The sequence below is a fragment of the Neorhizobium huautlense genome (assembly GCF_030811685.1).
Taxonomy (GTDB): domain Bacteria; phylum Pseudomonadota; class Alphaproteobacteria; order Rhizobiales; family Rhizobiaceae; genus Neorhizobium; species Neorhizobium huautlense_A.
In genome coordinates this window covers 165,337-190,338 of sequence record NZ_JAUSRF010000007.1, presented here as the reverse complement: position 1 = coordinate 190,338, position 25,002 = coordinate 165,337, and the positions used below count along the sequence as shown (strand labels likewise).

24 protein-coding genes, 2 tRNA genes and 1 pseudogene are annotated in these 25,002 nt (G+C 60.5%); 17 read left to right on the top strand and 10 right to left on the bottom strand.

Annotated elements, in window-relative coordinates:
* Positions 1-51: 51 nt before the first annotated feature.
* Together J2T09_RS12780 and J2T09_RS12775 are read right to left on the bottom strand one after the other, a co-directional pair.
* Positions 52-276 (bottom strand): hypothetical protein, encoded by a 225-nt coding sequence (locus J2T09_RS12780; RefSeq protein ID WP_153352837.1) that lies wholly within the window; start codon positions 274-276, stop codon positions 52-54.
* A gap of 166 nt (positions 277-442) precedes the next feature.
* A tRNA-Thr gene (locus J2T09_RS12775) sits at positions 443-517 on the bottom strand.
* Positions 518-670: 153 nt separating this feature from the next.
* Here J2T09_RS12775 and J2T09_RS12770 point away from each other — a divergent pair.
* From J2T09_RS12770 to J2T09_RS12715, 12 genes are all read left to right on the top strand, one after another.
* A complete protein-coding gene (locus J2T09_RS12770) occupies positions 671-895 on the top strand; it encodes a hypothetical protein (protein ID WP_306835308.1) in 225 nt (74 codons plus the stop codon).
* 133 nt (positions 896-1,028) lie between these two features.
* The gene (murA, locus tag J2T09_RS12765; protein WP_306835156.1) at positions 1,029-2,321 is read left to right on the top strand and encodes a UDP-N-acetylglucosamine 1-carboxyvinyltransferase; all 1,293 of its coding nucleotides are present in this window, start codon (positions 1,029-1,031) and stop codon (positions 2,319-2,321) included.
* A 171-nt stretch (positions 2,322-2,492) separates the two neighbouring features.
* On the top strand, positions 2,493-3,347 hold the full coding sequence (locus tag J2T09_RS12760; protein WP_306835154.1) for an oxidoreductase: 855 nt from the start codon (positions 2,493-2,495) through the stop codon (positions 3,345-3,347).
* Positions 3,348-3,503: 156 nt separating this feature from the next.
* Positions 3,504-3,935 (top strand): DUF2948 family protein, encoded by a 432-nt coding sequence (locus J2T09_RS12755; RefSeq protein WP_306835152.1) that lies wholly within the window; start codon positions 3,504-3,506, stop codon positions 3,933-3,935.
* Between the two features lie 48 nt (positions 3,936-3,983).
* The gene (gene hisD / locus J2T09_RS12750) at positions 3,984-5,282 is read left to right on the top strand and encodes a histidinol dehydrogenase (protein ID WP_306835150.1); all 1,299 of its coding nucleotides are present in this window, start codon (positions 3,984-3,986) and stop codon (positions 5,280-5,282) included.
* A gap of 3 nt (positions 5,283-5,285) precedes the next feature.
* Positions 5,286-5,759 carry a UPF0262 family protein gene (locus J2T09_RS12745; RefSeq protein ID WP_306835148.1) on the top strand — a complete coding sequence of 158 codons (474 nt, stop codon included), beginning with the start codon at positions 5,286-5,288 and terminating at the stop codon, positions 5,757-5,759.
* A 14-nt stretch (positions 5,760-5,773) separates the two neighbouring features.
* The gene (locus tag J2T09_RS12740) at positions 5,774-6,253 is read left to right on the top strand and encodes an arsenate-mycothiol transferase ArsC (protein WP_306835306.1); all 480 of its coding nucleotides are present in this window, start codon (positions 5,774-5,776) and stop codon (positions 6,251-6,253) included.
* Positions 6,254-6,410: 157 nt separating this feature from the next.
* Positions 6,411-6,629: a translation initiation factor IF-1 gene (gene infA / locus J2T09_RS12735; RefSeq protein WP_004435948.1), complete on the top strand. Its 219-nt coding sequence runs from the start codon at positions 6,411-6,413 to the stop codon at positions 6,627-6,629.
* A gap of 9 nt (positions 6,630-6,638) precedes the next feature.
* A complete protein-coding gene (locus J2T09_RS12730; protein WP_306834889.1) occupies positions 6,639-7,259 on the top strand; it encodes a Maf-like protein in 621 nt (206 codons plus the stop codon).
* A gap of 87 nt (positions 7,260-7,346) precedes the next feature.
* Positions 7,347-7,556 (top strand): DNA gyrase inhibitor YacG, encoded by a 210-nt coding sequence (gene yacG, locus J2T09_RS12725; RefSeq protein ID WP_306834887.1) that lies wholly within the window; start codon positions 7,347-7,349, stop codon positions 7,554-7,556.
* Between the two features lie 191 nt (positions 7,557-7,747).
* Positions 7,748-7,823, top strand: a tRNA-Phe gene (locus J2T09_RS12720).
* A 192-nt stretch (positions 7,824-8,015) separates the two neighbouring features.
* On the top strand, positions 8,016-9,011 hold the full coding sequence (locus J2T09_RS12715; RefSeq protein ID WP_306834885.1) for a sensor domain-containing diguanylate cyclase: 996 nt from the start codon (positions 8,016-8,018) through the stop codon (positions 9,009-9,011).
* A 96-nt stretch (positions 9,012-9,107) separates the two neighbouring features.
* Here J2T09_RS12715 and J2T09_RS12710 read toward each other — a convergent pair whose 3' ends face one another.
* The 4 genes from J2T09_RS12710 to J2T09_RS12695 all read right to left on the bottom strand — a co-directional run bounded on the left by J2T09_RS12710 (position 9,108) and on the right by J2T09_RS12695 (position 13,069).
* Positions 9,108-11,303 carry a methyl-accepting chemotaxis protein gene (locus tag J2T09_RS12710; protein ID WP_306834883.1) on the bottom strand — a complete coding sequence of 732 codons (2,196 nt, stop codon included), beginning with the start codon at positions 11,301-11,303 and terminating at the stop codon, positions 9,108-9,110.
* Positions 11,304-11,481: 178 nt separating this feature from the next.
* Entirely contained in the window at positions 11,482-12,075 is a 594-nt protein-coding gene (locus J2T09_RS12705; RefSeq protein WP_306834881.1) for an SCO family protein, read from the bottom strand.
* Positions 12,076-12,077: 2 nt separating this feature from the next.
* The gene (locus J2T09_RS12700; protein WP_306834879.1) at positions 12,078-12,554 is read right to left on the bottom strand and encodes a copper chaperone PCu(A)C; all 477 of its coding nucleotides are present in this window, start codon (positions 12,552-12,554) and stop codon (positions 12,078-12,080) included.
* A gap of 110 nt (positions 12,555-12,664) precedes the next feature.
* The gene (locus tag J2T09_RS12695) at positions 12,665-13,069 is read right to left on the bottom strand and encodes a DUF2946 family protein (RefSeq protein ID WP_306834877.1); all 405 of its coding nucleotides are present in this window, start codon (positions 13,067-13,069) and stop codon (positions 12,665-12,667) included.
* Positions 13,070-13,305: 236 nt separating this feature from the next.
* Between J2T09_RS12695 and J2T09_RS12690 the strand changes: the two genes are divergently transcribed.
* On the top strand, positions 13,306-13,545 hold the full coding sequence (locus J2T09_RS12690) for a hypothetical protein (protein WP_306834875.1): 240 nt from the start codon (positions 13,306-13,308) through the stop codon (positions 13,543-13,545).
* 14 nt (positions 13,546-13,559) lie between these two features.
* On the opposite strand, the gene J2T09_RS12685 is transcribed toward J2T09_RS12690, so the two are convergent.
* The 4 genes from J2T09_RS12685 to mprF form a co-directional block, all read right to left on the bottom strand.
* Positions 13,560-14,786, bottom strand: coding sequence for a TIGR03862 family flavoprotein (locus tag J2T09_RS12685; RefSeq protein WP_306834873.1), 1,227 nt, complete (start codon positions 14,784-14,786; stop codon positions 13,560-13,562).
* An 87-nt stretch (positions 14,787-14,873) separates the two neighbouring features.
* Positions 14,874-15,506 carry a TerC family protein gene (locus J2T09_RS12680; protein WP_306834871.1) on the bottom strand — a complete coding sequence of 211 codons (633 nt, stop codon included), beginning with the start codon at positions 15,504-15,506 and terminating at the stop codon, positions 14,874-14,876.
* Between the two features lie 177 nt (positions 15,507-15,683).
* A complete protein-coding gene (locus J2T09_RS12675; protein WP_306834869.1) occupies positions 15,684-17,057 on the bottom strand; it encodes an AcvB/VirJ family lysyl-phosphatidylglycerol hydrolase in 1,374 nt (457 codons plus the stop codon).
* On the bottom strand, positions 17,054-19,600 hold the full coding sequence (gene mprF / locus J2T09_RS12670; protein ID WP_306835304.1) for a bifunctional lysylphosphatidylglycerol flippase/synthetase MprF: 2,547 nt from the start codon (positions 19,598-19,600) through the stop codon (positions 17,054-17,056). The genes J2T09_RS12675 and mprF overlap by 4 nt, the downstream gene beginning before the upstream one ends.
* 824 nt (positions 19,601-20,424) lie before the next feature.
* On the opposite strand from mprF, the pseudogene J2T09_RS12665 reads away from it, so the two are divergent.
* The 4 genes and pseudogenes from J2T09_RS12665 to J2T09_RS12650 all read left to right on the top strand — a co-directional run.
* Positions 20,425-21,891 (top strand): annotated as a pseudogene (locus J2T09_RS12665) (methyl-accepting chemotaxis protein); the annotation flags it as partial.
* Positions 21,892-22,086: 195 nt separating this feature from the next.
* The gene (locus J2T09_RS12660) at positions 22,087-22,386 is read left to right on the top strand and encodes an STAS domain-containing protein (protein ID WP_306834865.1); all 300 of its coding nucleotides are present in this window, start codon (positions 22,087-22,089) and stop codon (positions 22,384-22,386) included.
* Complete coding sequence (gene cheY1 / locus J2T09_RS12655) at positions 22,383-22,748, top strand: chemotaxis response regulator CheY1 (protein WP_112727556.1); 366 nt, start codon at positions 22,383-22,385, stop codon at positions 22,746-22,748. Before J2T09_RS12660 ends, cheY1 begins: the two co-directional genes overlap by 4 nt.
* Positions 22,749-22,764: 16 nt before the next feature.
* Complete coding sequence (locus tag J2T09_RS12650) at positions 22,765-24,993, top strand: chemotaxis protein CheA (RefSeq protein WP_306834861.1); 2,229 nt, start codon at positions 22,765-22,767, stop codon at positions 24,991-24,993.
* Positions 24,994-25,002 lie beyond the last annotated feature (9 nt).

Sequence of the window (25,002 nt, the reverse complement as noted above, 5' to 3'; positions counted from 1 at the left end):
AGCGCGGCCGCACCCGTCAGGGCAGCGGCCGCGCCGACAATTTTGCGGAGCTTAGCGGCAGACGCGCGTCGTACGCACCACGGTGCGGCCATGGTGGTGCGTACGCACCTTTTTCACGACGCATTTTTCGCGGTGATGGCGCGGGCGGGCATGATGGCCATGGCGATGATCGACACGCTCGACAGTGCGCACGGTCACGCTTGCCGCCTGCGAGGCGGTGGCAAAAGGCAGGATGGAAGACACCGCGATGGCGGCGGCGAGAACGAGATTTTTCATGGATGCCTCGGGGGATGAATGAAGGTTGGCGGCCGATAATGCCGATGACCTGCCCGAGGTTCCGTGGAAACAGGACCGCTGGCGAAATATATTTGCAGACCAAGCAAAAACGCCAGGCGATCTGTAATCGCCAGCGTCCAAGTAGCATGATGTTCTAAGAAGAAAATGGTGCTGCTAGAGAGATTTGAACTCTCGGCCTCTCCCTTACCAAGGGAGTGCTCTACCCCTGAGCTATAGCAGCATCTTGCGCCGGTTCGTGGCCCAGCGCGTTGGGATGGCGGCCTATTGCCATAGGTTTTTATGAAGCGCAAGCGACAAAAAACGACTTCGTGACATTTGCGTGGAAAAGTTCGCATGGCTTTCGGTCTCGTCGCTTTTGTTCTATGTCGATCTCATGAACGAAAACGACGAGAAGAACCATGCCGAAAGCCTTGCTGGCGAGGCGCAGGAGCCTCAGTTGAAGCGCGGCGAAAAAAGCGAGGCCGAGCGCAAGGCGCGGGCGGCGGCAAAACTGCGTGAAAATCTGCTCAGGCGCAAGCAGCAGGCCCGCGCCCGCCGTGCCGGCGAAGAAGATGCAACGATCGGCCTTCCTGCCGCAAAAACGGACGAATCATCGTGATTGTATCCGCCATTCTCATCCATCCGGGTTCTCCGGGCGTTTTTTGCAACTGAATTGAAGCCGTGCGGGATATCGTTTAAGACGCCCGCTTTCGCGCATTAAAAAGAAAGGCGGGCCCGGCCCGTTATAAAAGATGGATCGCATCAGAGTTATCGGCGGCAATCAGCTGAACGGCATCATTCCGATTTCGGGCGCCAAAAATGCGGCCCTGCCGCTGATGATCGCATCGCTGCTGACCAGCGATACGCTGACGCTCGAAAACGTGCCGCATCTGGCCGATGTCGAGCAGCTCATGCGCATTCTCGGCAATCACGGCGTCGACCTTTCCGTCAATGGCCGCCGCGAAGGCCAGACCGAGACCTATTCCCGCACCGTGCAGTTCACCTGCCGCACCATCGTCGATACGGTGGCGCCCTATGAGCTGGTCTCGAAAATGCGCGCCTCGTTCTGGGTCATCGGTCCGCTTCTGGCGCGTGAAGGCAAGGCCCGCGTTTCGCTGCCGGGCGGTTGCGCCATCGGCACGCGTCCGGTCGATCTTTTCCTCGAAAGCCTGCAGGCGCTCGGCGCCACCATCGAGATCGATGGTGGTTATGTCGAAGTGACGGCACCGAAGGGCGGCCTCGTCGGCGCGCATTACACCTTCCCGAAAGTCTCGGTCGGCGCAACGCATGTCATGCTGATGGCGGCAACGCTTGCCAAGGGCACGACGGTGATCGAAAACGCCGCCCGCGAGCCTGAAGTCGTTGATCTCGCCGCCTGCCTCTCCGCCATGGGTGCGAAGATCGAAGGCGCCGGCACGAAAACCATCACCATCGAGGGCGTGTCGTCGCTGCACGGTGCCCGCCACCGTGTCCTGCCGGACCGTATCGAAACCGGCACCTATGCCATGGCCGTCGCCATGACCGGCGGTGACGTGACGCTCGAAGGCACCAATGGCGCACTGCTCGAAAACGCGCTCGACGCCCTGCGTCAGGCCGGCGCCACCATCACGCAAACGGAAACCGGCCTGCGCGTCGTGCGCAATGGCAACGGCATCCAGCCGGTCGATGTCGTTACCGAACCTTTCCCGGGTTTCCCGACCGACCTGCAGGCGCAGTTCATGGCGTTGATGACGCGCTCTTCGGGTGTGTCGCACATCACCGAAACCATCTTTGAAAACCGCTTCATGCACGTGCAGGAACTGGCACGCCTCGGCGCCAAGATTTCGCTGTCGGGCCAGATGGCGCGCATCGAAGGTGTGTCCAAGCTGAAGGGTGCTCCGGTCATGGCGACCGACCTGCGCGCGTCCGTATCGCTGGTCATCGCCGGTCTGGCGGCCGAAGGCGAAACCCTGGTCAACCGCGTCTACCATCTCGATCGCGGTTTCGAGCGCCTGGAAGAAAAGCTCACCCGCTGCGGCGCCGTTGTCGAGCGCGTCAGCGAATAAGTTTTCGCTCATCAGGGACATTTCGAAACGGGCGGCAGGGTTTTCCTTGCCGCCCGTTTTCGTTGAGCCTATCTCTTGCCCGTTCCCATCGAACGATCCTCTCCCACGTGCCGGCGGTTTTCTGCTGTCGACATTGGCCATCACTGCCATTGGTTTCACACGGAGTTTTTCATGACCACACTGACCAATCCCGTCTGGTTCATCACCGGTTGTTCGACCGGTTTCGGCAAGGAGCTGGCAAAACTCACCATCGCCCGCGGCTGGCCGACCGTCGTCACCGCCCGCGACAAGGCGCGTCTAGCCGATCTGGTTGCCAGTGGCGATAACGTGCTGGCGCTCGATCTCGATGTCACCGATCAGGCCCAGATCGATGCGGCGGTAAAAGCTGCCGAGGATCGTTTTGGTCGCATCGACGTGCTCGTCAACAATGCCGGGTATGGGTATCAGGCTTCGATAGAAGAGGGCGATGATGCTGAAATCCGCGCCATGTTCGATGCCAATGTGTTTGGCCTGTTCGCGATGACGCGGGCCGTTTTGCCGGGCATGCGCACGCGGCGAAAAGGGCATGTGCTCAACATCACCTCGCAGGCGAGGTTCATCGGTTTTCCGGGCTCGGGATATTACGCGGCCAGCAAACATGCCGTCGAAGGATTTTCCGATGCGCTGGTGGCGGAAGGTGCACCTATCGGTATCAAGGTCACCTGCGTGGCACCCGGGCCGTTCCGCACGGATTGGGCCGGTCGTTCGCTGAAACAGACGCAGGTGCAGATCACCGAATATGAGGCGACCGCTGGTGCGCGTATCAAGGGCACCGCCAATATCAGCGGCCAGCAGCCGGGTGATCCGGTGCGCGCCGGCGAGGCGATGATTGCGGTCGTCGAGAGTGACACGCCGCCGCGTCATCTGGTGCTGGGCAAGCTTGCCTATGACGGCATTACCGGCAAGCTGAAGGAACGGCTGGCGCAGGTGGAAAGCCTGAAAGATGCCAGCCTCGGCGCCGATTTTCCGCCTTACGGCGAATATTGATCGCTCGCTGCTCGTGAAATCCCTCCGGCAATGCGCTTGAGCCCACCACCTTCGGCGCATTGCTGTTGCTTCTCGTCTCGTGCCATCCTATTTCCAGAACCGTGTGTAATTCCGTAGTGTCTCTTCATCGGGGCGCGCCAAAAATGGAAACCTTTGATGAGCGATCTCAGGCTGCTGGCCATGGACAAGGACGATCTCGATATCGTCTCGGCGCATATGCAGGATAGCGTTTTCAAGGCGCCTGATATTGCCTGGGATGCCAAGCGCCAGCAGTTTTCGGTGGCGGTCAACCGCTTCGTCTGGGAAAACAGCGACCGCCGTGCCAAGGGGCATGAGCGCCGTCGTGCGTTGCTGGTGTTCAAGCGCGTGCAGGCGGTGCGCTCAATCGGCGTCAGCCGTGGCAATGACGAGGTTGTGCATGCGCTTCTGGCCGTGCGTTTCGAGCAGAATGGTGAGGGGCCGGACGGCACGATCGAGCTGACTTTGGCTGGCGACGCCGCCATCAGCCTCGATGTCGAATGCATCGAGGCGCAGCTGGCTGACACCGGCGGTGCCTGGGAAACCACCAATAGGCCCGATCATGCCTGACAGCGCGCGTGACCGGCAAATTGAATTGAATGTGTAAGGGGATGACGAGTGGCGATCTGGCTTGAGCAGCAGGCGGCCGATTTCGAGGCGCAATTCAAGGCCTTTTTGACGACCAAGCGGGAAGTGTCGGCAGACGTCAACGCTGTTGTGCATGATATCATCGAAGATGTTCGCGCCCGTGGCGATGCGGCGCTTGCCGATTATACGCTTCGTTTCGAGAAGGTTGATCTGAACGTCGTCGGCCTGCAGGTGACCGAAGCGGAAATCGATGCCGCGATCGCCGTCACCGATCCGAAGGTGCTGGATGCACTGAAGCTGGCTGCCGAACGCATCGAAAAACACCATGCCCGCCAGCTGCCCAAGGACGATATCTATGAGGACGCGCTCGGCGTCGGCCTCGGTTCGCGCTGGACGGCCATCGAAGCCGTCGGGCTTTACGTGCCGGGCGGTACCGCCAGTTACCCCAGCTCGGTGCTGATGAATGCCGTACCGGCCCGCGTTGCCGGTGTGCCGCGCATGGTCATGGTCGTGCCGGCTGGTGGCGGCGCCATCAACCCCGCCGTGCTTGCCGCTGCCCGCATTGCCGGTGTCACGGAAATCTATCGTATCGGTGGTGCGCAAGCTGTTGCCGCACTCGCCTATGGCACGGAAACCATTGCCCCGGTCGCAAAGATCGTCGGCCCCGGCAATGCCTATGTCGCGGCGGCCAAGCGTCAGGTGTTTGGCACGGTTGGTATCGACATGATCGCCGGCCCGTCGGAAGTGCTGGTGATTGCCGACGCGGAAAACGATCCCGACTGGATCGCCGCCGATCTTCTCGCCCAGGCCGAACATGATGCCGGTGCACAGTCGATCGTCATCACCGACAATGCCGAGTTCGGCCGCGCCGTTGAAGCCGCCGTCGAACGTCAGTTGAAAACCCTGTCGCGCTCTGAAACCGCCGCCGCCAGCTGGCGCGATTTTGGCGCCATCATTCTGGTCGATGATCTGAAAGATTCCATCCCGCTCGCAAACCGCATCGCTGCCGAACATCTGGAACTGGCCGTGGCTGATCCCGATGCGCTGATGGAAAAGATCACCAATGCCGGCGCCATCTTCGTCGGACGCCACACACCGGAAGTGATCGGCGATTATGTCGGCGGTTCCAACCACGTCCTGCCGACGGCGCGCTCTGCCCGCTTCTCGTCCGGCCTTGGCGTGCTCGATTTCGTCAAGCGCACGTCTATCCTCAGGCTCGGCCCGGAACAACTGCGCGCGCTTGGCCCTGCGGCGATCACGCTCGCCCATTCCGAAGGGCTGGATGCCCATGCCCGTTCCGTCGCCATCCGGCTCAACCAGGAGAGTTGATAAATGGCCGCTGGCGACTTCCGGCTCTGCGACATCGTGCTCGACGACAGCGTCGGCCGGTCGACGCCGGATGTCGAACATGAGCGCGCCGTCGCCATTTTCGATCTGGTCGAGCAAAACAGTTTTTGCCCGATCGGCCATGAGGGGGGGCCTTACCGGTTGAGTATTTCGGTCGCCGGCCCGCGTCTGGTCTTTGCCATCACCACGGAAGAGGGGGGCGAGGTCGCCACCCATATCCTGTCGCTGACGCCGTTTCGCCGCATCATCAAGGACTATTTCCTCATTTGCGAAAGCTATTATGAGGCGATCCGTTCCTCGACGCCGAGCCAGATCGAGGCGATCGACATGGGCCGCCGTGGTGTCCATAACGAAGGTTCGGAAACCCTGCAGGAGAGGCTGAAGGGCAAGATCGAAGTGGATTTCGATACTGCCCGCAGATTGTTCACGCTGGTCAGCGTGCTCTATTGGAAGGGGTGATTTCCATGGAAACCATGGATCAGCTCCCTTTCGAAACCCATATCGCGCGCCCGAACGCCATTCTTTTCGTCTGCGGCATGAACGCCATCCGTTCGCCGATGGCCGAAGTCATTGCAAAACATCTTCTGCCGCCCGATATCTATATCCAGTCGGGTGGGGTGCGTGCCGGCGAGCCTGATCCGTTTGTCGGCGTTGTGCTGGAAGAACTCGGGCTTGAGACGAAAAAACGCCATGTGCCGCGCACGATGGAAGATCTGGAAGACGATTTTTTCGACCTGATCATCACGCTGGCGCCGGAAGCGCATCACGCAGCGCTTGAGCTGACGCGGTCTAATGCGGTGGAAGTGATCTATTGGCCGACGCCCGACCCGACCGTGGAAACCGGTTCGCGCGACTTGCGGCTGGAGGCGTATCGCGGTGTGCGTGACCGTCTCTGGGCGCTGATCGAGGAACGTTTGGGAAAACACCTGCGCCGCCGTGCGCAAACGCCCTGACAGGTGCCGCAAAAGCATTGATTTCGGCCCTTCTCAACAAGACCGAGAATCAATGTTCACAAAGCCGCGCCGATTGTGTAGTTTCCGCGCAAATTCTCAAAGGCTGCCGGTTCGGCGGCCTATTCCGCATTCAAGAAAACAGGAAGACAAGCTCTAGATGGCTAAAGAAGAAGTTCTCGAATTCCCGGGCGTCGTGACGGAACTGTTGCCGAACGCGACATTCCGCGTGAAGCTGGAAAACGAACACGAGATCATCGCCCACACCGCCGGCCGCATGCGCAAGAACCGTATCCGCGTTCTCGCCGGCGACAAGGTGCTGGTGGAAATGACCCCGTACGATCTGACCAAGGGTCGGATCACCTACCGCTTCAAGTAAGCGGTTTCCATGGCGCAGGACCAAAAACTTATCCTGGCCTCCGGGTCTCCGCGCAGGTTGGATCTGCTCAATCAGGCCGGCATCAAGCCGGCTCGGTTGATGCCGATGGATATCGACGAGACCCCGAAAAAGTCCGAGCATCCGCGCTCGCTCGCCCGCCGTCTTGCGACGGAAAAGGCCGAAGCGGCACTTGGCCATCTGAAGGGCGATCTCGAATGGCGCCACAGCTACATCCTCTCGGCCGATACGGTGGTTGCCGTCGGACGGCGCATCCTCTCGAAGACGGAGTATTCGGATGAAGCGTCTTCGGCGCTGCATCTGCTCTCCGGTCGCGGCCACAAGGTCTATACCGGCATCTGCCTCGTCACCCCCGGTGGCCAGGCGCGCATCCGCGTTGTCGAAACCAAGGTGCGCTTCAAGCGCCTGTCGGGCCTCGAGATCGACCATTACCTCGCCTCCGACCAGTGGCGCGGCAAGGCCGGCGCTTATGCCATTCAGGGCATTGCCGGCGGTTTCGTGCAGAAACTGGTGGGCTCCTATACCAATGTCGTCGGCCTGCCGCTGTTCGAGACACTCGGGCTGATGTCCGGCGAAGGTTTTGACGTGACGGCCGGCTGGGCCGAGGGCTAAAGGCCCGTTTGCCGCGATGGCCGGTCCCGAAGCGGGCCGGTTTTTCCACATCGCGCCTGCGCCTCAAAAATATCGAAAGGACAAGCGATGTCTGATCCGATCAAGACCGGCGGTAATGTGGAGCCGCTGCGCAAGACCATGCCATGCCCGGTCTGCAACAAACCATCGGTGCGCGAACATTATCCCTTCTGTTCGGACCGTTGCCGCACGCTCGATCTGTCGAAATGGCTGAACGGTTCCTACGCCATTCCGGTCGCGGATGATGAATCAAAGGCGGACGGCTCTGACGAAAATTGATGTAAGTGCCTGTTTTACAGGTGTTTTCATCGTTTCTGCACAGATGGATTTCGATAAAATCGCTTCAATGTCAAAAAAGTGCAATGGGGCGCTTGCCATGGCCGAACAAGATGTTATAACCCCGCTCGCTCCCGGAGGAAAACTCCTCTGGTCAGCCGGAAACGGTTGATAGGCTTGAACAAAGCCAAGATGCCCGGATAGCTCAGTTGGTAGAGCAGCGGATTGAAAATCCGCGTGTCGGTGGTTCAAATCCGCCTCCGGGCACCATTCTTTCCCAGTTTGGTTCTCCTGCAGATTTAGATGGCCAATGGCTGATCAATCGCTGCGTGCGCTTTCTGCCAAAAGCCAATAATTCCTTGATCGCAAAGACTTTTCCGGAAACGGAAACGCAATGTTTTGGGCGCAGTCTGGTTTCCGTTAAGCGCCGATATGAGATCGGCGTGTCGGGAACTGTCCTTGATGTCGAACACCCTGCGATCGCATCGCGACCTGTCCAATGAAGGACGGGAAACCAATGCCGGCAAAATCCTTCCGGCCAGCACCTCAAGCTCCGTACAATTCGATCGCCTTCAGGCGCTGTTCGACCGCTCGTTCAAGGCGGCCCGCGTCGGCATATGGGAATGTACCCTGCCGGATCAGGTGATTACCTGGACGGATACCGTCTACGACATCTTTGAGCTGGAACCGGGCTCGTCGCTGCTGCGGCAGGATACGGTCGATATGTACACGCCCGAATCCCGACAGAAGCTGACGGAAATCCGCAGTGCCACCATCGACAAGGGCGATGGGTTCACGCTGGATGCGCAGATCATCACCGGCAAGGGCAATCTCCGCTGGATCCGCATCACCGCGATCGTGGAGCGGGAAAACGGTAGCCCCGTGCGCATCTTTGGCATGAAGCAGGATATCACGGCGGAAAAGAACACTTTCGAACATATCCGCCAGCTGGCCGAAACCGATGCCCTGACCGGGCTTGCTTCGCGCATGCGGTTCGAAGTGGTACTCGGCGAGGCGATTGCCGGTCGCTCGTTGAGGCCACAGGCGCTGTTGCTGGCCGATCTCGATGGTTTCAAGGCCGTCAATGATACGCTCGGCCATCAGGCCGGTGATGAGTGTTTGAGGAATGCCGGACGGCGGATTTTTGAGGCGGCACCCGGCGCAAGCCTGATCGCACGGCTGGGCGGCGATGAATTCGCCATCATCCATGATTGCGATGGTGTGGCCGGCCTTGAGAAGATCGGGCAGCGCATCGTTGCCAATCTGGAATGCCGGGTCGGCACCTATCCGAACAAGCTCAAGATCAGCGGTTCCGTCGGCGCGGCACTGATCGTGCCCGGCGTGCCGGCCAAGGATGTTTTTGCGCAGGCCGACCGGGCGCTTTATGCCGTCAAGGCCAAGGGCAAGAACGGCTTTGAAATGTCGCAGGATTGCGATCCTGTTGCGGATGTCGCCTGACGACGTCAGTCATGCTTGCGACACGGGTTCTCCAACAGAAAACGGCCGGTGCAGATCGCTGCACCGGCCGTTTCACTTTGTTGGTTTATGATCCGCTCAGCTTGCCATGGCGTAATGCTGGTGGCCGGTCTGCTGGCTGCCTGCACCGCTGCCCACCTTGAAGCGGCTGATCATGTGCGCCAGTGCCTCGGTTTCGTGTGACAGGCTCTGTGCGGCGGCGGTGGTCTCTTCCACCATGGCGGCATTCTGCTGCGTGACCTTGTCCATCTGGTCGGCGGCGGACGACACCTCGCGCAGGCTGACGGCCTGTTCCTGGGCGCTGGAGGCGATCTGGCCGATCGTCTGGCTCATGCCGAGTACCTGTTCGACGATCTTGCCGAGCGAGCTGCCGGTATCCTGCACCAGTTGCACACCGGCATCGACCTGCGTCGAAGACATCGAGATCAGCGTCTTGATCTCCTTGGCGGCCTGGGCCGAACGCTGGGCGAGTTCGCGCACTTCCTGTGCCACGACGGCAAAACCCTTGCCGGCTTCGCCTGCACGCGCCGCTTCCACGCCGGCATTGAGCGCCAGCAGGTTGGTCTGGAAGGCGATCTCGTCGATGACGCTGATGATGTTGCCGATCTTCGAGGACGAATCCTGGATTTCGGTCATGGCGGCGATGGCGCGGGCCACCACGTCGCCGCCCTTTTCGGCATCGCCGCGGGCCACGTTCACCGTCTTCTGGGCGGTGTTGGCGCCGTCGGCGGTGTCGTTGACGCCGCGGGTGACTTCACCCAGCGCCGCCACCGTTTCTTCCAGCGATGCCGCCTGCTGCTCGGTGCGGCGGGCAAGGTCGTTGGAGGCGGTGGAGATTTCGCCAAGGCCGGAGCGGATCGCATAGACCGCCTGCACGACATTGCCGATCGTGTCTTCGAGAGAGGCGACCGAAGTGTTGAAGTTCTGGCGGATGGTTTCGAATTCCGGTGCCAGCCTGTCGTTCATGCGCACTGTCAGATCACCCGATGCGAGAATGTCGAACCGGCTCTGCACGACTTCCACGAAACGGCGCAGGTCTTCCGCCTTGGCATGTTCCAGGTTGCTGCGCTCTCTGCGGTCGGCTTCCACCTGGCCCTGCAGTGCTTCCTGTTCGGCCTTCAGGGCCTCGCCGCGGGCAAGCTGGTGGCGGAATTTTTCGAGTGCCGCTGTCAGGCTGCCGAGTTCGTCCCTGGCTCCGCTCTCACGGATCGGGTCATGGTAGTTGCCGCTCGACATCTTTTGGACGGCGGACAGCACACTGTTCAGCGGCTTGCCGATAAGGATGCGGCTGGCGATGAGAATGACGCCGATGGTGACGGCGAGGATCAGAATGCCACCGATCGCGGTGTTATAAATCTGGCTCCAGACCGGGCCGGAGAAGGTGGCAGCCGGAACGTCGAGAATGGCCGCCCAGGTCGTGTTCATGCCCGGAGCGGTGAACGGGTAGACCAGACGCACGGATCCATCCGGCATGCCTTCAAGGATCTGCGGCTTGCCATCGGCAAGCGCCTGCTTGACCTTGTCGGCGCCCTGATCGGCATAGTCCTTCATCAGGTTGTCGGCGCTCGGGTTGGCAAGCCATTTGGTGTTGTGGGCCACCAGCATGACACGGCCGCCTTCAAACGCCTTCATCTGGCTGACGGCGGACGTCAGGTCGTCCAGCTTGATGTCTGCACCGGCAATCGCGACGATCTTGCCGTCCACGCGCATTGGCACGGAAACCGACGTCACCAGCTTCTTCATGTTGGTCATGTAGGGAGAGGTGATGATGCCGGTGCCGGTCGAAAGCACGCGGGCATGATATTCGGCCGTGGTGTCGATCTTCCAGGTGGACAGCTCCATCCGGTCGTTGTCGCCCTTGGTCCAGTAGGGGGTGAAGACACCTTCCTTGTTCACGCCGTCATCATTGGTGGCCAGCGTCGGGCTTTCCAGTTCGGGCACTTCATACATCCAGGCACCGAACATGCTCGGATAACGTGGCGCCACGGCCTTGATGGCGGCAATGATGTCGCCGCGGCTCTTGGATCCATCAACGATGATGCCATTGAGCGTGCCGGCAAGGGCAGCGCCGGCAGAGGTTGCCTGCGTGATGTCGGTGGCGACGCGCTGGCTGACGAGTGCCGCCTTTTCCATCGCAAGCGCCATGACCTCTTTTTCGGTCTGGGCTTTAACGTGGACGACGTTGAATGCCGTGTAGGCGACGAGGATGCTGGCAATGGCCGCCCCTGTCGCAAGGATAAGTTTGCCCGATACGGTCCTCAGTATTGCAGTCATGGCGGATCCCCCAAAAATTATGGGGAATTTGAATAAAATGTATGAAGAATCCGCAAATGAACTTGGGTATCACGCGTCGGCCAAGTAAAAACCTGCAATTCCACTTGGGAAGTGGTTCGAGCAAACGCGCGAGGAGTAGATCGCGCGTTTCCTTTATGCGGAAAAATGCGTCTGCATCTCACGCCTGCGGCAGCACGGCCCGGATCTTTTCGACAGCCTCGTCCTGATCCGCCCCATAGGGAATGAGGCCCTTCAGCCGTCCATCTGCGCCGATCAGGAACAGATCCATCGTGTGGCTCATGGAATAACCACCGCTCTTGTTCGGCTGTTTTCTGGCAAAGGCACGCCAGCCGGAAATCACCTTCTGCATCTCTTCAGGTGCTCCGGTCACGCCGGTGATCCGGTCGGAAAAGGCGGTCACATATCCGCGCATGATTTCCGGCGTGTCGCGCTCGGGATCGACCGTGAAGAAATAGGTTTTCAGCGGTGATCCGGCATCGCCCAGTTCCTTCAGGTAACTGGTCACTTCCAGAAGCGTGGTCGGGCAGACTTCCGGGCAATGCGTGTAACCGAAATAGACCAGCGACGGACTGCCCTTGAACAGGGACTGGTCGACTTCTTCTCCCCGGTCGTTGACCAGGGAGAAGTTGGCATTGAAGCCGCCCGCACGCGGTGTTGCGCTCGTCATCCAGACCATGACGCCGACAAGGGCCAGAACGAACAGGCCCGAAACCACGCCGGCCACCATCATGAACGGATTTTTAGGCGCCATGTTCAGTGCTCCGCATGCTCGTTCTTGTCGCCGGCAACAGGCCCGACGGAAAACTCGACCTCAACCGGCCCGGCCTTTTCGAAAACGAGCGTCGTCTTGATCATCTCGCCCTCCTTGAAAGGCTGGGTGACATTCATGAACATCACATGATAACCGCCCGGCTTCAGTTCGATCGTTTTTCCGGCCGGCAGGGTAACGCCATTCGGCAGTTCACGCATCTGCATGATGCCGCCATCCATCTTCATCTCGTGGAACTCGACACTGCCGGCGCGATCGGATGTGGCGCTGACAAGACGGTCGTCGGCACCGTTATTGGTCAGCTTCATGTAACCGCCGCCCACCTTGGCAACCGGCAGCATGGCGCGGGAAGAGGGGTGGCCGATCTCGATTTCACCGACCTTGAAGCCGTGGGCCTGAGCCGTGCCGAAGCTGAGAAGCGCGCCGAGCATGGCGCCGATGACGATGTTTTTCCTGATCATGGTTTCCTCCTGTCCGGATGCCTTTGCATCCGCGAAGACAGCCTCTGCGGCCCGTCTCCTCAAAATGATGCTTTTTGCGAAGCGCCGTTGCGTTTCACATCTGAAGGTTTTCAGGAGTATTGCGGAGGCGCTCGTGGCTCGGCCAGCAGGCGGCGCTGTTGCTGCGGCGCAGTGGAATTTTCAGTCGGCAATATCCGGCTATCAACGGCGGTCGCCGTGGTGATGACAAAAATGAAGCCTGCGACCATGGCCGGCATGGCCGAACCGGCAAGCCGGCAAAGCAGCGCGCAGGGGCATTCAGCACTTTTCTTCAGCGGATTGTCTTGTTTGTCCGTTGATGCGTCGGTGACGCCATAGCTGGCGCATATGACGTGGAAAGGGTTTTTCGCCGGGCTGATCGTGGATGCGCGCGCATAACCGCCGACAACGGCCTGAAGCACGAGCACATAGGCGATCACCACTGCCATTGCAGTGGCCAGAATCCTGTCGGAAAGGATTTGCCGGATCGCTGTCATGCGATTTCAATGCCACAAAGCGGCCGCGATGTCACCGAGCTGGATTATGCCAGTTTGCGGCCGTTTGTCGCTGTCTCGTGCGGCAGGGCCTTTTCGGCAATGGTCGCCATGGTGTCGCAGCCGGTATCCGTCCTGTTTCTGCCGCTTGACAGAAAGCCGTCTCGGCGCAAGGCTTGGCGTACCGCGGGCAGGCTCACGGCTCATCCGTTGCCTTTGTGATCCGCGGACAGGGAGGAATGCGTATGACATGGCAGATCGTGCTGAAGGACGGTTCCCGTCACGAAGTGTCCGGCGATATCCATTTTGAAAGCGTGCGCGGCAGCAAGCGCATTTGCCCGAGCCCCATTGCCGCAGCCAACGACATTCTCGTTCGTGCCGTCGAACAGCACGATGTCGTGCTGGAATCGCCGCATGGCCATCATTACAAGGCCGCCGTCGAAATGGTCGATGGCAAGTGGCGCGTCGTCGGGCTTTAGGCACGGTTGGCCGGTTATCGGTTAAGCCATGCCTCGATGCCATGGGCAGCTGATTTGCCGGTGGCGAAACAGGCGGTCAGCAGGTAACCGCCGGTCGGCGCTTCCCAGTCCAGCATCTCGCCGGCCGCAAACAGGCCGGGCAGGGCGCGCAGCATGAAATTGTCGTCGACGGCGTCACGTCTGATGCCGCCGGCGGACGAGATCGCTTCGGCGATCGGGCGCGGTGCCGTGAGCGGAATGGCAAGCGCCTTGATCTGCCTCGCCAGTGTTTCCGGATCGTTCAACGTTTCCGGCGGCGATAGTTCGCGCAAGAGCGCCACTTTCACGCCATCCAGACCCGCACCCTTGCGCAGCCGGTTGGAAAAGCTCGCCTTGCGGTCCTGACGGGCCAGATCGCGGGCCAGGCGCTCATGCGTGCGCCCGGGCATCAGATCAAGTGTCAGCGAGGCCGCGCCGGTTTCCGTCAGCCGGTCACGCAGGGCGCTGGCATGGGCGTAAACGAGACTGCCTTCGATGCCGTGGCGGGAGATCACGAACTCACCGGGCAGGCCGTCCTCTCCTGTCACCGACGCGATCACCGACTTGATCGGTGCGCCGGCATTGCGTTCGCGAAAATGCGCGCTCCAGGCAACATCGAAACCGCAATTGGCGGGCTCAAACCCGGCGATCCCGACACCACGGTCGCGCAGCCATGGCAACCATGCGGCATCCGAGCCCAGTCGCGGCCAGCTTGCGCCGCCCAGCGCCAAAAGCACGGCGTCGGCCTCGATGGTTTTTGCGCCTTCCGGCGTCTCGAGGATCAGCCTGTCGCCGTCAAATCCCGTCCAGCGATGGCGTGTAAAAATGTCCACACCCTGTTCTTTCAGGCGGGCGACCCAGGCGCGCAGCAGCGGCGAGGCTTTCATGACAGTCGGAAACACACGGTCGGAAGAGCCGACAAAGGTTTCCGTGCCAAGACCTTGCGCCCAAGCGCGTACATCGTCCGGCGTAAAGGCGTCGAGCGATGCGCTCAGCCAGTCGTTTGCCGCGCCGTAACGTTTGGAGAACCGGGAAAAATCTTCGGAATGGGTGATGTTGAGACCGGATTTTCCGGCCAGCAGAAATTTGCGGGCAACGGTCGGCATGGCCTCGTAAACCGTCACGGCATGGCCCTTGCCGGACAGGATTTCGGCAGCCATCAGCCCGGCCGGTCCGCCGCCGATAATGGCAATGTGCTGGCCGGTTTTGAAGGCAGCCGTCATGCCGGCTGCCTGTATCGGTGAGAAAAGGCGTTCATGAGGGCCAGTATCTTGGTCATGGTCGCCTTCCTTGTTCAGTCCGTTAGCGCATCAGGCCATCCATTGCTGGACATAAGGCATCAGCTGATGGCCGCCTTCGTAGAGCATCTTGGCCGCCACATAAACGATGACGGCAAGACCGACATAGGCGATCCAGCGGTGGCGATGCAACAGGCGGGCAACGAAGTTGGCGGCAAGGCCCATCAGCGCGATGGAGATGACGAGACCGATGATCAGGACCGTCGTGTGTTCCTGTGCGGCGCCGGCAACGGCCAGAACGTTGTCGAGCGACATGGAAACGTCGGCGATGACGATCTGCATGGCCGCCTGCAGGAAGGTCTTCTTGACGCGGGTTTCGCCGGCAGCCTCTTCGCTTTCGGCGTTTTCGGCCTCGTGTTCAGCCGAACGTAGCTCGGTCCACATCTTCCAGCAAACCCATGCGAGCAGCAGGCCGCCGATGAACTGCAGGCCGACGACGCCGAGAAGCTGGGCGGTGACGGCGGCGAAGCCGATGCGCAGAACGGTGGCGGCGATGATGCCGACAAGGATGGCTTTCTTGCGCAGATCAGCCGGCAATCCGGCGGCCGCAAGACCGATGACGATGGCATTATCTCCTGCCAGAACGAGGTCGATGGCAATAACCTGCAGGAGAGCTGCAAATCCTGCAGCTGTAAAGATTTCCATTGTGTGACTTACCTTTTCCTCTGGTGTCCGCATGTCTCGGGCGGCCGGAAACCTGCCGGCCGGAACGGCAGCATGATGCGCGTGCGTCGCCGCAGTGGTGCGATTAAACTCCGACATCACGGCTAATGACATTTCCGTGATGATGGCAAGTGAAAACTTGCCGCGGACTGGCTGTCGTCAAGGCTTCGGTGCGAGGCGTGTCTTCAATGCTGCAACGATATGCGCCGCGAGACCCTTGTAGTCCTCGTCGAAATGATGCCCGCCTTCGATGGCAACGGTTTCAACGCCGGACGCTGCAAGTGTCGGGCAGGGGTCATCGTCGTCGTCGGTGCCATAGATGCACTGCACGACTTTCGGGTTGATCTTCTTCAGATCCTCCACCGTATCGCCGCCCTTGCCCTCACCGGCAACACCCAGCCAGCCGGTCACCGAAATCTCGTAATCGACCTCGCGGGCGAGCGCCAGCAGCGACATCTGCACGACATGCGCCTTCTGATCGGCTTCCAGCAGGTTGTATGTGGCGGGCAGAACATCGGCGCCGAAGGAATAACCGATCAGCACCACATGCTTGACGTTCCATTCGCGTCGATAATTCTTGATGATCCGGTCGAGGTCATCGGCCACCTGCTGCGGTTTCAGCTCGGTCCAGAAATAACGCAGGGCATCCAGCCCGACGACCGGAATGCCTTCCGCCTGAAGCGTCGCGCCGATTTCGCTGTCGATATCGCGCCAGCCGCCATCGCCGGAATAGATGATCGCCATCGTATCCAGTGTCGGCTTGGTTTCGAGAATGGTCAAAGGCAGGCCGAGCGGCTGGTCGGTATTGGCGGCCGCATCGATATGGTCGGACAATGTCGCCGAGAGGATTTCATCGGCAGATTCGTCGGTGTCGTTGAGGTCGATATCGGTCCAGGTCTTTTCCAGGTCCTGCGCATGGGCCTTGCCGGCATCGTCGGCCTGCGGGGAAAAGAGCACGGTGACCGGTGCCGGCAGCGGCCCTTCCGTCAGCGCGTAGACAATGCCGCCATCGACCGGCTTTTTCGCGGCCGGCGTGCAGAGTTCCCGCGTCAACGGCACGCTGGCAACGGGATCGACTGCAATTGCTTCATCGATCGTGGCGGGCGGGCTCTGGGCGATCATCGCGAGAACCAGACCGCCGCCGGCGCCGATGCCGGCCAGCATCGGCCGGTGATAACTGCTGTTGCCGAGCGAACGCTGCACCTGCTGGGCAAGCGACTCGATATCCGAGATCGTGTAAATGCAATCCTGCGGATCTTTGGCGAGCGACGCCATGTAGCTCGGGAAATCGATGCCGATGACGATCGCACCCTTTTCCGTCAGTGCCTGCGCCTGTTTTTCCTCCGCCTCGCCCCAGCCCTTCGCATCCGAAACCAGGAAGACGTTGGCGGTGATGTCGCCGCTCGGCTGAAAGATATGCGGCGAGGGGATCAGGCCGGTATCGTAGCTTGCCGGTGCCTGCTGCGCCGATGCAGGCAAGGACACAGCCGCTGCCAGAGCCATGGACAATATGCGGGAAAAGAAACGGTTCATTTGCCGACCACTCCTCGAACGCCTCCACTGATGAGGAGGGTGACATCCATCAGCGCCAGCACCGCGCCGGTACCGCCGGAAACGGCAAGATAACGCGGTTGCCACAAAGGATGAAATTTTGATTTGAAGGCGCGCAGGCCTTTGAAGTTGTAGAAGCGCTCACCGTGTTCGAACATCGTGCCGCCGATGCGGTCCCAGACGGGTGCGATCTCGCGTTTCGACATGCCCGAAAGCGGCGCCATGCCGAGGTTGAAGACCTGATAACCCTCGCTTTTCAGATATTCGAGCAGACTGACGAACAGGAAATCCATCGATCCGCGCGGGGCATCTGGCGCAAACCGCATGATGTCGACCGTGCCCTCATGTTTTGTCTCGGTCACGAAGATCGTGGCGAAGGCAACGACATGACCCGCCTTGCGCAGCAATGCAACCGGCTGCGATGTGACGTAATCATCATCGAAAGCGCCGAGCGAAAATTTTTTCTCGCGCGTGTTGTGTTCGGAAAGCCAGGCATCGGAAACGGCACGCAATTCGCCAAGAATGTTGGCTACTCCAGGCGGCGAGACGATCGAAAACTCCAGCCCCTCGCGTGCGCCCTTGCTGAGCGCCTGTCTGAGACCGGCCAGCTTGCCGCCTTTCAGTTCGAATGTCGGCAATGGCACCGAAGCCATCTCACCCAGCTTGAAGGCCCGAAGGCCCGCATCGGCGCAATAGGACAACAGGGAGGGAGAGACCTGATAGAGAACCGCGCGTCCACCGGCGGCACGCGCCGTCTCGACGAAACGCCAGATCAGTTCCGCCGTGTCTTCATCCGCGCCGATCGGGTCACCGAGCGCGATCCACGAGCGACCCTGAACGCCGTACATGATGAAGGCGCGGCCGCTATCGGAAAACATCACCCGCTTGTCGCCCATGCGCACCAGATTGGCGTCGGCGATATTTTGCGTGGCTGCAATGGCGATGGCGCGCTCGATATCCTCAGGCTCCACCGCGTCCGGCCGGCTGAAGGCCGGTCGCAGCAGGCTGAAAAAGGCGATTGCCGCTGCCGCGACACTCAAGGCCAGAAGGGCACGCAGGCTGCGCGGCGCTTCTTCATCGAATTCGAACTGCCACCAGAGATCACGGCTGTAATCGACATCGCGATAAACGAAGAACAGGATGGTGACGGCGCAGGTGATGATGACGAGAATGGCGGCAAGCCATGCCGGGCTGAGCGCCTGCCCGAACAGCGAGGCCGGCCGGTTGAAGCGTTTGACGTTGAGGATCATCGCGAAAATGAAGATGGCGAGAACCGTTGCTTCCACAACGGCAATGCCCTTGAGGAAGGCAAGGACGAAGGCGGCGCTGGCCGAAATCAGGGCGACCCACCATGCGCCATCCAGTCGCTGGCCGAGACCACGTGAAGCGATCGCGAGGATCAGGCCGAGCAGGCTCGAAAACAGATGCGCCCCTTCGATGACCGGCAGCGGCAGGAAGGCGGAGAGGAAATCGAGATTGGTATCGGGCGTCGGCGTCACGCTCGAAAAGATCAGCATGGCACCGAGGATGAGGCCATAGGCCGAGAGAAGATGCGGCGCCAGCCGCACCGCCATGTTGCCGATATCGTTGGCGACCGGGTGCTGCAAAGCCTCGCGCAGTTCCGCGCCGACCACCAGAAGCACGGCAATGACAAGCGGCAGGACATGGTAGATCAGGCGATAGAGAACGAGGCTGCCGAGCAGGACATCGATGCTGATCGCATTGCCGAGCGCGCCGAGCATGACCGTTTCGAACACGCCGAGACCGGCCGGCACGTGGCTCAGCACGCCAAGGCCGACGGCGGTGGCGTAGATCGCAAAAAAGGCCGGCCAACCGACATTGGTTTCCGGCAGAAGAACGTAGAGCACGGATGCCGATGCGGCGATATCAAGCGCGGTGATCAGGAATTGCCGTGACGAGGTCAGCGTATCGGGCAGGCGCAGTTTCAGCTTGCCGATGGCGATCACCCGACCATTGCGGCCAAGGATCAGCAGGCCGACAAGAACGGCGATCACGGCAAGCGCAATCAGGCGCAGGATGTCGGGATCCATGCCGGCAACGGTCGCCAGACGCGGCGCAGTCACCAGTGCGGACAAGGCGCTCACGGCCAGAAGGCCGATGCCGAAGGCAAGCGTCACAAAGGCAATGACGCGGGCGATTTCTTCCGGTGTCAGCCCGAGACGGGAATAGGTGCGAAACCGGATGGCGCCGCCGCTGAGCGCACCAAAACCGGCGGTGTTGCCGATCGCATAGGCGCTGAAGGCCGTCATTGACACCGGTACGGTCGGCAGTTTGCGCCCGATATAGTCGAGCGCGTTGAGATCGTAGCAGATCAGCGCGGCAAAACTGATGCCGGTAAACAGGATCGCCAGCGCTATGGAGGTCCATGTCGTCTGCGACAGCGCATCCAGTACTTCGTCGTAACGGACCTCGTGGGTCAGGTTATAGACGGCCACGGTCATCAGCCCGAAAACGGCGATCATGGCGATGGAGGTGAGATAGACTTTGAAACGGATGAGCGTCATCAACAGCGGATGACGGTCGGTTTCATCTGTGGCAGGCGTATCTGAAGGTATCACGTGAGCACCTGGGTGGAAGGCTGCGCTATTTACCGTCGTTACCCGACGCCAAATAGAGCGCAAGCCATCCTCGTCCAATCAGGCGGAATTTCGGCGGAAAATACGGAACTGCAAAGCACGGCAAACGCCGTTTCATCTGCGTTGCTACGCCGAGACGTATCCGAGGCGCGCGTGATCAGAGAATTTTGCGACGAACGGGTGCGCGTTTCTGTTCCAGCTTAAGGATCTGCAGCATGGCTGCCAGAAATGTGATAGAAATAAACAATGCGCATGCTTGAAGAACAATCATTGCTCTCTCTCCGATGGCGGTCATGGCCGGGGCATATTGTAGTATTGCACGCCAAGCTTGCTCGAAGCTGACGTATTTACACTTGGGAATTTTATCCGAGCATCTATCGGTCCAAGTTTACGCATAAAAGACCGCGCCGTTGCACGTTTCATTAACCTTCGGGCAAGGAATTAACCATACATATGGAAGCACACGGCGAAATGGCCGGACGTGCGTCCGACCGTCAGGCATGAAGCCGCCGACGTCGTACCGGTTTCGATCCGGTATCCCACCAGACATTGCGAAAAGCTGGAAAGCTGGAACGTGAGGCTGCCGCAGACTTCTGTCGTGCGCCGAAATTCAGCGGTTTCATCTTTGCGGAAGGCTGGCTCGAAGCTGGGGGCTCGGGCAGGCCGGCAATGACAGACAAAGCGAGAATTTCATCCAGTTCCGGCCGAGCCGGAACCCTATCGGGGACTGTATTTTGGGGCAGGATACGCCAATGGATCAGGCGAGAAACGCACAGGCAGGCAGCCTGCGCGACCGCCTTGCCTTTGCCGGTCTCGATGCCCAGCAATGTGATCTGCTGCGCCGCTTCCGCCCCATGCTCGAAGAGCAGTTGCAGACCGGCCTGCGCGATCTCTTTCTGCGGTTCCAGTCCTTTCCCGATGCCGCCCGCAATTTCGAGAACGAACGCCAGCTCGATCGTCTGCATGACCTGCAGGCCTCGCACTGGAGCGTCCTCACCGATGCCCGTTTCGATGCGCTCTACGCCGAGCGGGTAAAAGTTCTTTCCGATGCCGAAAGTCGCATGGGTCTTGATCCGCGCTGGCATGTGGCCGGTCATGCGGTCATGCTCGAACATCTGGTTGCGGCACTCGTCGAACAGATCGGCGCAAAGTCGCTCCTGCCGGGCGCCCGCCGTCGCGATCAGGAAATTTCCGAGGCCATTGCTGCGGTCATCCGCCTCGTCATGGTCGATGTCGAGATCGCCGTTTCGCTGCGCTTCAACGAATTGCGCCAGCGCCATCAGCGCGTCGCGCAGGAACAGCGCAAGGGCGATCAGGCCCAGGCTGTCGATACGTTCTTCGATTTTGCCTCCGCTCTGTCCGTCAAGGACCTGACCGCGCGTGTCGAAGGCGACGTGCCGGATGTCTATTCGGAACTGGCCGGCATCCTCAATCAGGCAACTGAAGCCATGCGCGGCGCGATCGAAACCGTCGGCGACAGGATGAGCCGGGTCGATGCGCTGTCCTCCGGTCTTATCGCCGATGCGCGCACCATTGCCACCGAGACGGCCGAGCATGCCCGCAATCTTGCCGATACCTCCGGTGAGTTGCAGGAGCTGACCATCCGTTTCCGCGATACCGCCGGCCGCACCGTTGCCGCCGAAAAGGCCGCGACAGAGACCCGCAAGTCGGTGGAGCAGAGTGGTGAGATCGTCGGTCGCGCCATCAATGCCATGACCGATATCGAAAACTCGGCGGAAAAGATCGGCGAGATCATCGGCGTCATCGACGAGATCGCCTTCCAGACCAATCTTCTGGCGCTGAATGCCGGCATCGAGGCAGCGCGCGCCGGCGATAGCGGCCGTGGTTTTGCCGTTGTGGCGCAGGAAGTGCGCGCCCTTGCCCAGCGTTCAGCCGATGCCGCCCGCGAGATCAAGACGCTGGTGTCAGGCACCAAGACCCAGGTCGGCGCCGGTGTCGACATGGTTCACCGCACGCAGGAGGCCATTGCCGGCATCGTCCGTCAGGTGTCCGAGATCAACGACAGCATTGCCGGCATCGCAACCGATAGCGGCGAGCAGGTCGACTGTCTTGCCCGCGTCGCCGGTGAAGTCGGCGCGATCGGCAACCGCGTCTCGGTGACCTCCGATATCGCCGCCCGCTCCGGCGAAAATGCCGACCAGCTGCATACCGTCATTCTCGAACTCGGCCAGACGGTGCGCGAATTCCGCATTGCCCGCCATGCGCATGAGAAGGCACACGAGAAGGCCAACCGCCAGACGCCGCGCATCCAGGTGCAGCAGACGCCAGGTGAGGCCGACGCAGAAGAATACCATAACCCGGTGCAGCAACTGTTTTCGGCGCAACTCGCCGCGTTCAGGGGCTGATATGCGAACAAGCAATTTTCTTTTTATGCCAACGACAAGGATCGGCTGATGGCGAGCAAGAAAGCAGACAAGGGGAGCCTCAAGCTGGTTCCCGTACTCGACCTCAACGAGGCTTCGGTCCTGCACGGCCAGTTGACCAACATGCGCGGCGAGGACGTCAAGATCGACGCTTCCGAAGTCGAGCGCGTCGGCGTCCAGTGCGTCCAGGTCATTTTGGCCGCGGCCAAGACCTGGGAAGCCGACAAAAAGAACTTTGTCTTCGAAAAGGTTTCGGAGGCTTTCGAAAAGACGATGCAACTCATCGGCATCGATATTGACCATCTGCTCGCCAAGGAGATCCGGCAGTGAAGAAAAAAGTCCTGACAGTGGATGATTCCAGAACGATCCGTAACATGCTTCTGGTCACCCTCAACAATGCCGGTTTTGAAACCATCCAGGCAGAAGACGGTGTCGAAGGCCTCGAAGTTCTCGAAGGCTGCAACCCGGACGTCATCGTCACCGATATCAACATGCCCCGTCTCGACGGTTTCGGCTTCATCGAAGGCGTGCGTCGCAACGAAAAGTATCGCGCCATCCCGATCCTGGTCCTGACCACGGAAAGCGATGCGGAAAAGAAGAACCGCGCCCGCCAGGCCGGTGCGACGGGCTGGATCGTAAAGCCCTTCGACCCTGCAAAACTGATCGATGCGATTGAGCGTGTAACCGCCTGATACGGGAATTCCTGAAATGGATATGAACGAAATCAAAGAGATCTTCTTCCAGGAGTGCGAGGAACAGCTCGCAGAACTGGAATCCGGTCTTCTCAAGCTGAATGACGGCGACCGCGACCCGGAAACGGTCAACGCAGTGTTCCGTGCCGTCCACTCGATCAAGGGCGGCGCCGGCGCGTTCGGCCTCGACGACCTGGTTTCGTTCGCGCATGTTTTCGAGACCACTCTCGACTGCGTGCGCTCCAACAAGCTGGAGCCCAATCAGGACGTTCTGAAAGTCATGCTGAAGTCGGCCGACGTCCTGGCCGACCTCGTCACCTGCTCGCGTGATGGCGGCAGCGTCGAGGACAGCCGTACCCGCGGTCTCGTCAAGGAACTGGAAGCATTGGCCAAGGGCGAAATGCCGAGCGGCGGTGCAGCCGAGGCTCCCAAGCCGGCGGCGGCTGCCGCTCCTGCTGCGGTCGCACCGACCGATGACAGCGGTTTCCAGCCGATCCCGTTCTCCTTCGATGACGATTTCGGCAGCGATGATGCCGGCAAGACGATGTTTGAAGTCACCTTCAAGCCGCGTCGCGATCTTTATTCCAAGGGCAATGAAGCCGCTCTCCTGCTGCGCGACCTGTCGCGTCTCGGCGAGATGTCGATCAATTGCGATACCGACGCGCTGCCGGCACTGGAAGCGATGGATCCGGAGGAGACCTATTTCTCCTGGACGATCTCCATCTCCACCGAGAAGACCGAGCAGGATATCCGCGCCGTCTTCGAATTCGCCGAATGGGATTGCGATCTCGAGGTGAACGAAATTGCGGCGGAAGCCGCTGAAGAACTGCCGATGGTACCGGTTCCGTTCGATCTTTCCGCTCTCGACGACGAGCCTGCTGCCGCACCGGCACCTGCTGCCGAAGCGCCGGCCGACACAAAGATGGCCGCAGCCGCCGCCCGCGTCGAAAAGAAGGAAGCCGCAGCCGCTCCGGCCGCAGCCGCCGCCAACAATGCCGCCGCAGCCGCCAATGCCGCCGGCCAGACGATCCGCGTCGATCTCGATCGCGTCGACCGCCTGATCAACCTCGTCGGCGAGCTCGTCATCAACCAGGCCATGCTCTCGCAGAGTGTCGTCGAAAACGACACCAATGGTACGTCTGCCGTCAACATGGGTCTCGAAGAGCTGCAGCAGCTCACCCGCGAGATCCAGGACTCGGTCATGGCCATCCGTGCGCAGCCGGTGAAGCCGGTCTTCCAGCGCATGTCGCGTATCGTTCGCGAAGTGGCCGACATGGTCGGCAAGTCTATCCGCCTCGTCACCGAAGGTGAAAACACCGAAGTCGACAAGACGGTCATCGACAAGATCGCCGAACCGCTGACCCACATGATCCGTAACGCCGTCGACCACGGCATCGAATCGCCTGAAAAGCGCGAGGCCGCCGGCAAGGATCCGGAAGGCACGATCAAGCTGTCGGCAAAACACCGTTCGGGCCGCATCCTGATCGAACTGATCGACGATGGCGGTGGTATCAACCGCGAGCGCGTGCGCCAGAAGGCGATCGACAACGATCTGATCTCGCCGGACGCCAACCTGTCGGACGAGGAAATCGACAACCTGATCTTCGCGCCGGGCTTCTCGACCGCAGACAAGATTTCCGACATTTCCGGCCGTGGCGTCGGCATGGACGTGGTCAAGCGTTCGATCCAGGCACTCGGTGGTCGTATCTCGATCTCCTCGCGTCCGGGTCTCGGTTCGACCTTCACGATGAGCCTGCCGCTGACGCTCGCCGTCCTCGACGGCATGGTCGTCACCGTTGCCGGTCAGACGCTGGTCGTGCCGTTGACGGCCATCGTCGAAACCCTGCAGCCGGAAGCCTCTGCCATCCACTCCTTCGGCGCTACCCAGCGCCTGATCTCGATCCGCAACTCCTTCTGCCCGCTGGTCGATGTCGGTCGTATCCTGAACTTCCGCTCCACCCAGGCCAACCCCGTCGAAGGCGTGGCGCTTTTGGTGGAATCGGAAGGCGGCGGTCAGCGCGCTCTGATGGTCGATGCCATCCAGGGGCAGCGTCAGGTCGTCATCAAGTCGCTCGAAGCCAACTACACCCACGTTCCGGGCATCGCTGCCGCAACCATCCTCGGTGATGGCCGCGTCGCGCTCATTCTCGATGTGGATGCCGTTGTCGGTGCTTCGCGTGGCCAGTCCATGAAGCAGGATGGTGGTGCCCTCAAGGCGGACGTGTCGCTGGCAGCGGCAGGTTGATAGAACAGT

Excerpts from the sequence above, each read along its gene's own strand:
- J2T09_RS12710 (WP_306834883.1), bottom strand. The coding sequence starts at position 11,303 with ATGACTGCAATACTGAGGACCGTATCGGGCAAACTTATCCTTGCGACA.
- J2T09_RS12675 (WP_306834869.1), bottom strand. The coding sequence starts at position 17,057 with ATGAACCGTTTCTTTTCCCGCATATTGTCCATGGCTCTGGCAGCGGCT.
- J2T09_RS12770 (WP_306835308.1), top strand. The coding sequence starts at position 671 with ATGAACGAAAACGACGAGAAGAACCATGCCGAAAGCCTTGCTGGCGAG.
- J2T09_RS12780 (WP_153352837.1), bottom strand. The coding sequence starts at position 276 with ATGAAAAATCTCGTTCTCGCCGCCGCCATCGCGGTGTCTTCCATCCTG.
- J2T09_RS12755 (WP_306835152.1), top strand. The coding sequence starts at position 3,504 with ATGAGCGATCTCAGGCTGCTGGCCATGGACAAGGACGATCTCGATATC.
- J2T09_RS12690 (WP_306834875.1), top strand. The coding sequence starts at position 13,306 with ATGCGTATGACATGGCAGATCGTGCTGAAGGACGGTTCCCGTCACGAA.
- J2T09_RS12705 (WP_306834881.1), bottom strand. The coding sequence starts at position 12,075 with ATGGCGCCTAAAAATCCGTTCATGATGGTGGCCGGCGTGGTTTCGGGC.
- mprF (WP_306835304.1), bottom strand. The coding sequence starts at position 19,600 with ATGACGCTCATCCGTTTCAAAGTCTATCTCACCTCCATCGCCATGATC.
- J2T09_RS12680 (WP_306834871.1), bottom strand. The coding sequence starts at position 15,506 with ATGGAAATCTTTACAGCTGCAGGATTTGCAGCTCTCCTGCAGGTTATT.
- yacG (WP_306834887.1), top strand. The coding sequence starts at position 7,347 with ATGTCTGATCCGATCAAGACCGGCGGTAATGTGGAGCCGCTGCGCAAG.
- murA (WP_306835156.1), top strand. The coding sequence starts at position 1,029 with ATGGATCGCATCAGAGTTATCGGCGGCAATCAGCTGAACGGCATCATT.
- J2T09_RS12715 (WP_306834885.1), top strand. The coding sequence starts at position 8,016 with ATGTCGAACACCCTGCGATCGCATCGCGACCTGTCCAATGAAGGACGG.
- J2T09_RS12740 (WP_306835306.1), top strand. The coding sequence starts at position 5,774 with ATGGATCAGCTCCCTTTCGAAACCCATATCGCGCGCCCGAACGCCATT.
- J2T09_RS12650 (WP_306834861.1), top strand. The coding sequence starts at position 22,765 with ATGGATATGAACGAAATCAAAGAGATCTTCTTCCAGGAGTGCGAGGAA.
- J2T09_RS12730 (WP_306834889.1), top strand. The coding sequence starts at position 6,639 with ATGGCGCAGGACCAAAAACTTATCCTGGCCTCCGGGTCTCCGCGCAGG.
- infA (WP_004435948.1), top strand. The coding sequence starts at position 6,411 with ATGGCTAAAGAAGAAGTTCTCGAATTCCCGGGCGTCGTGACGGAACTG.
- J2T09_RS12660 (WP_306834865.1), top strand. The coding sequence starts at position 22,087 with ATGGCGAGCAAGAAAGCAGACAAGGGGAGCCTCAAGCTGGTTCCCGTA.
- J2T09_RS12700 (WP_306834879.1), bottom strand. The coding sequence starts at position 12,554 with ATGATCAGGAAAAACATCGTCATCGGCGCCATGCTCGGCGCGCTTCTC.
- J2T09_RS12695 (WP_306834877.1), bottom strand. The coding sequence starts at position 13,069 with ATGACAGCGATCCGGCAAATCCTTTCCGACAGGATTCTGGCCACTGCA.
- J2T09_RS12685 (WP_306834873.1), bottom strand. The coding sequence starts at position 14,786 with ATGACGGCTGCCTTCAAAACCGGCCAGCACATTGCCATTATCGGCGGC.
- J2T09_RS12760 (WP_306835154.1), top strand. The coding sequence starts at position 2,493 with ATGACCACACTGACCAATCCCGTCTGGTTCATCACCGGTTGTTCGACC.
- J2T09_RS12745 (WP_306835148.1), top strand. The coding sequence starts at position 5,286 with ATGGCCGCTGGCGACTTCCGGCTCTGCGACATCGTGCTCGACGACAGC.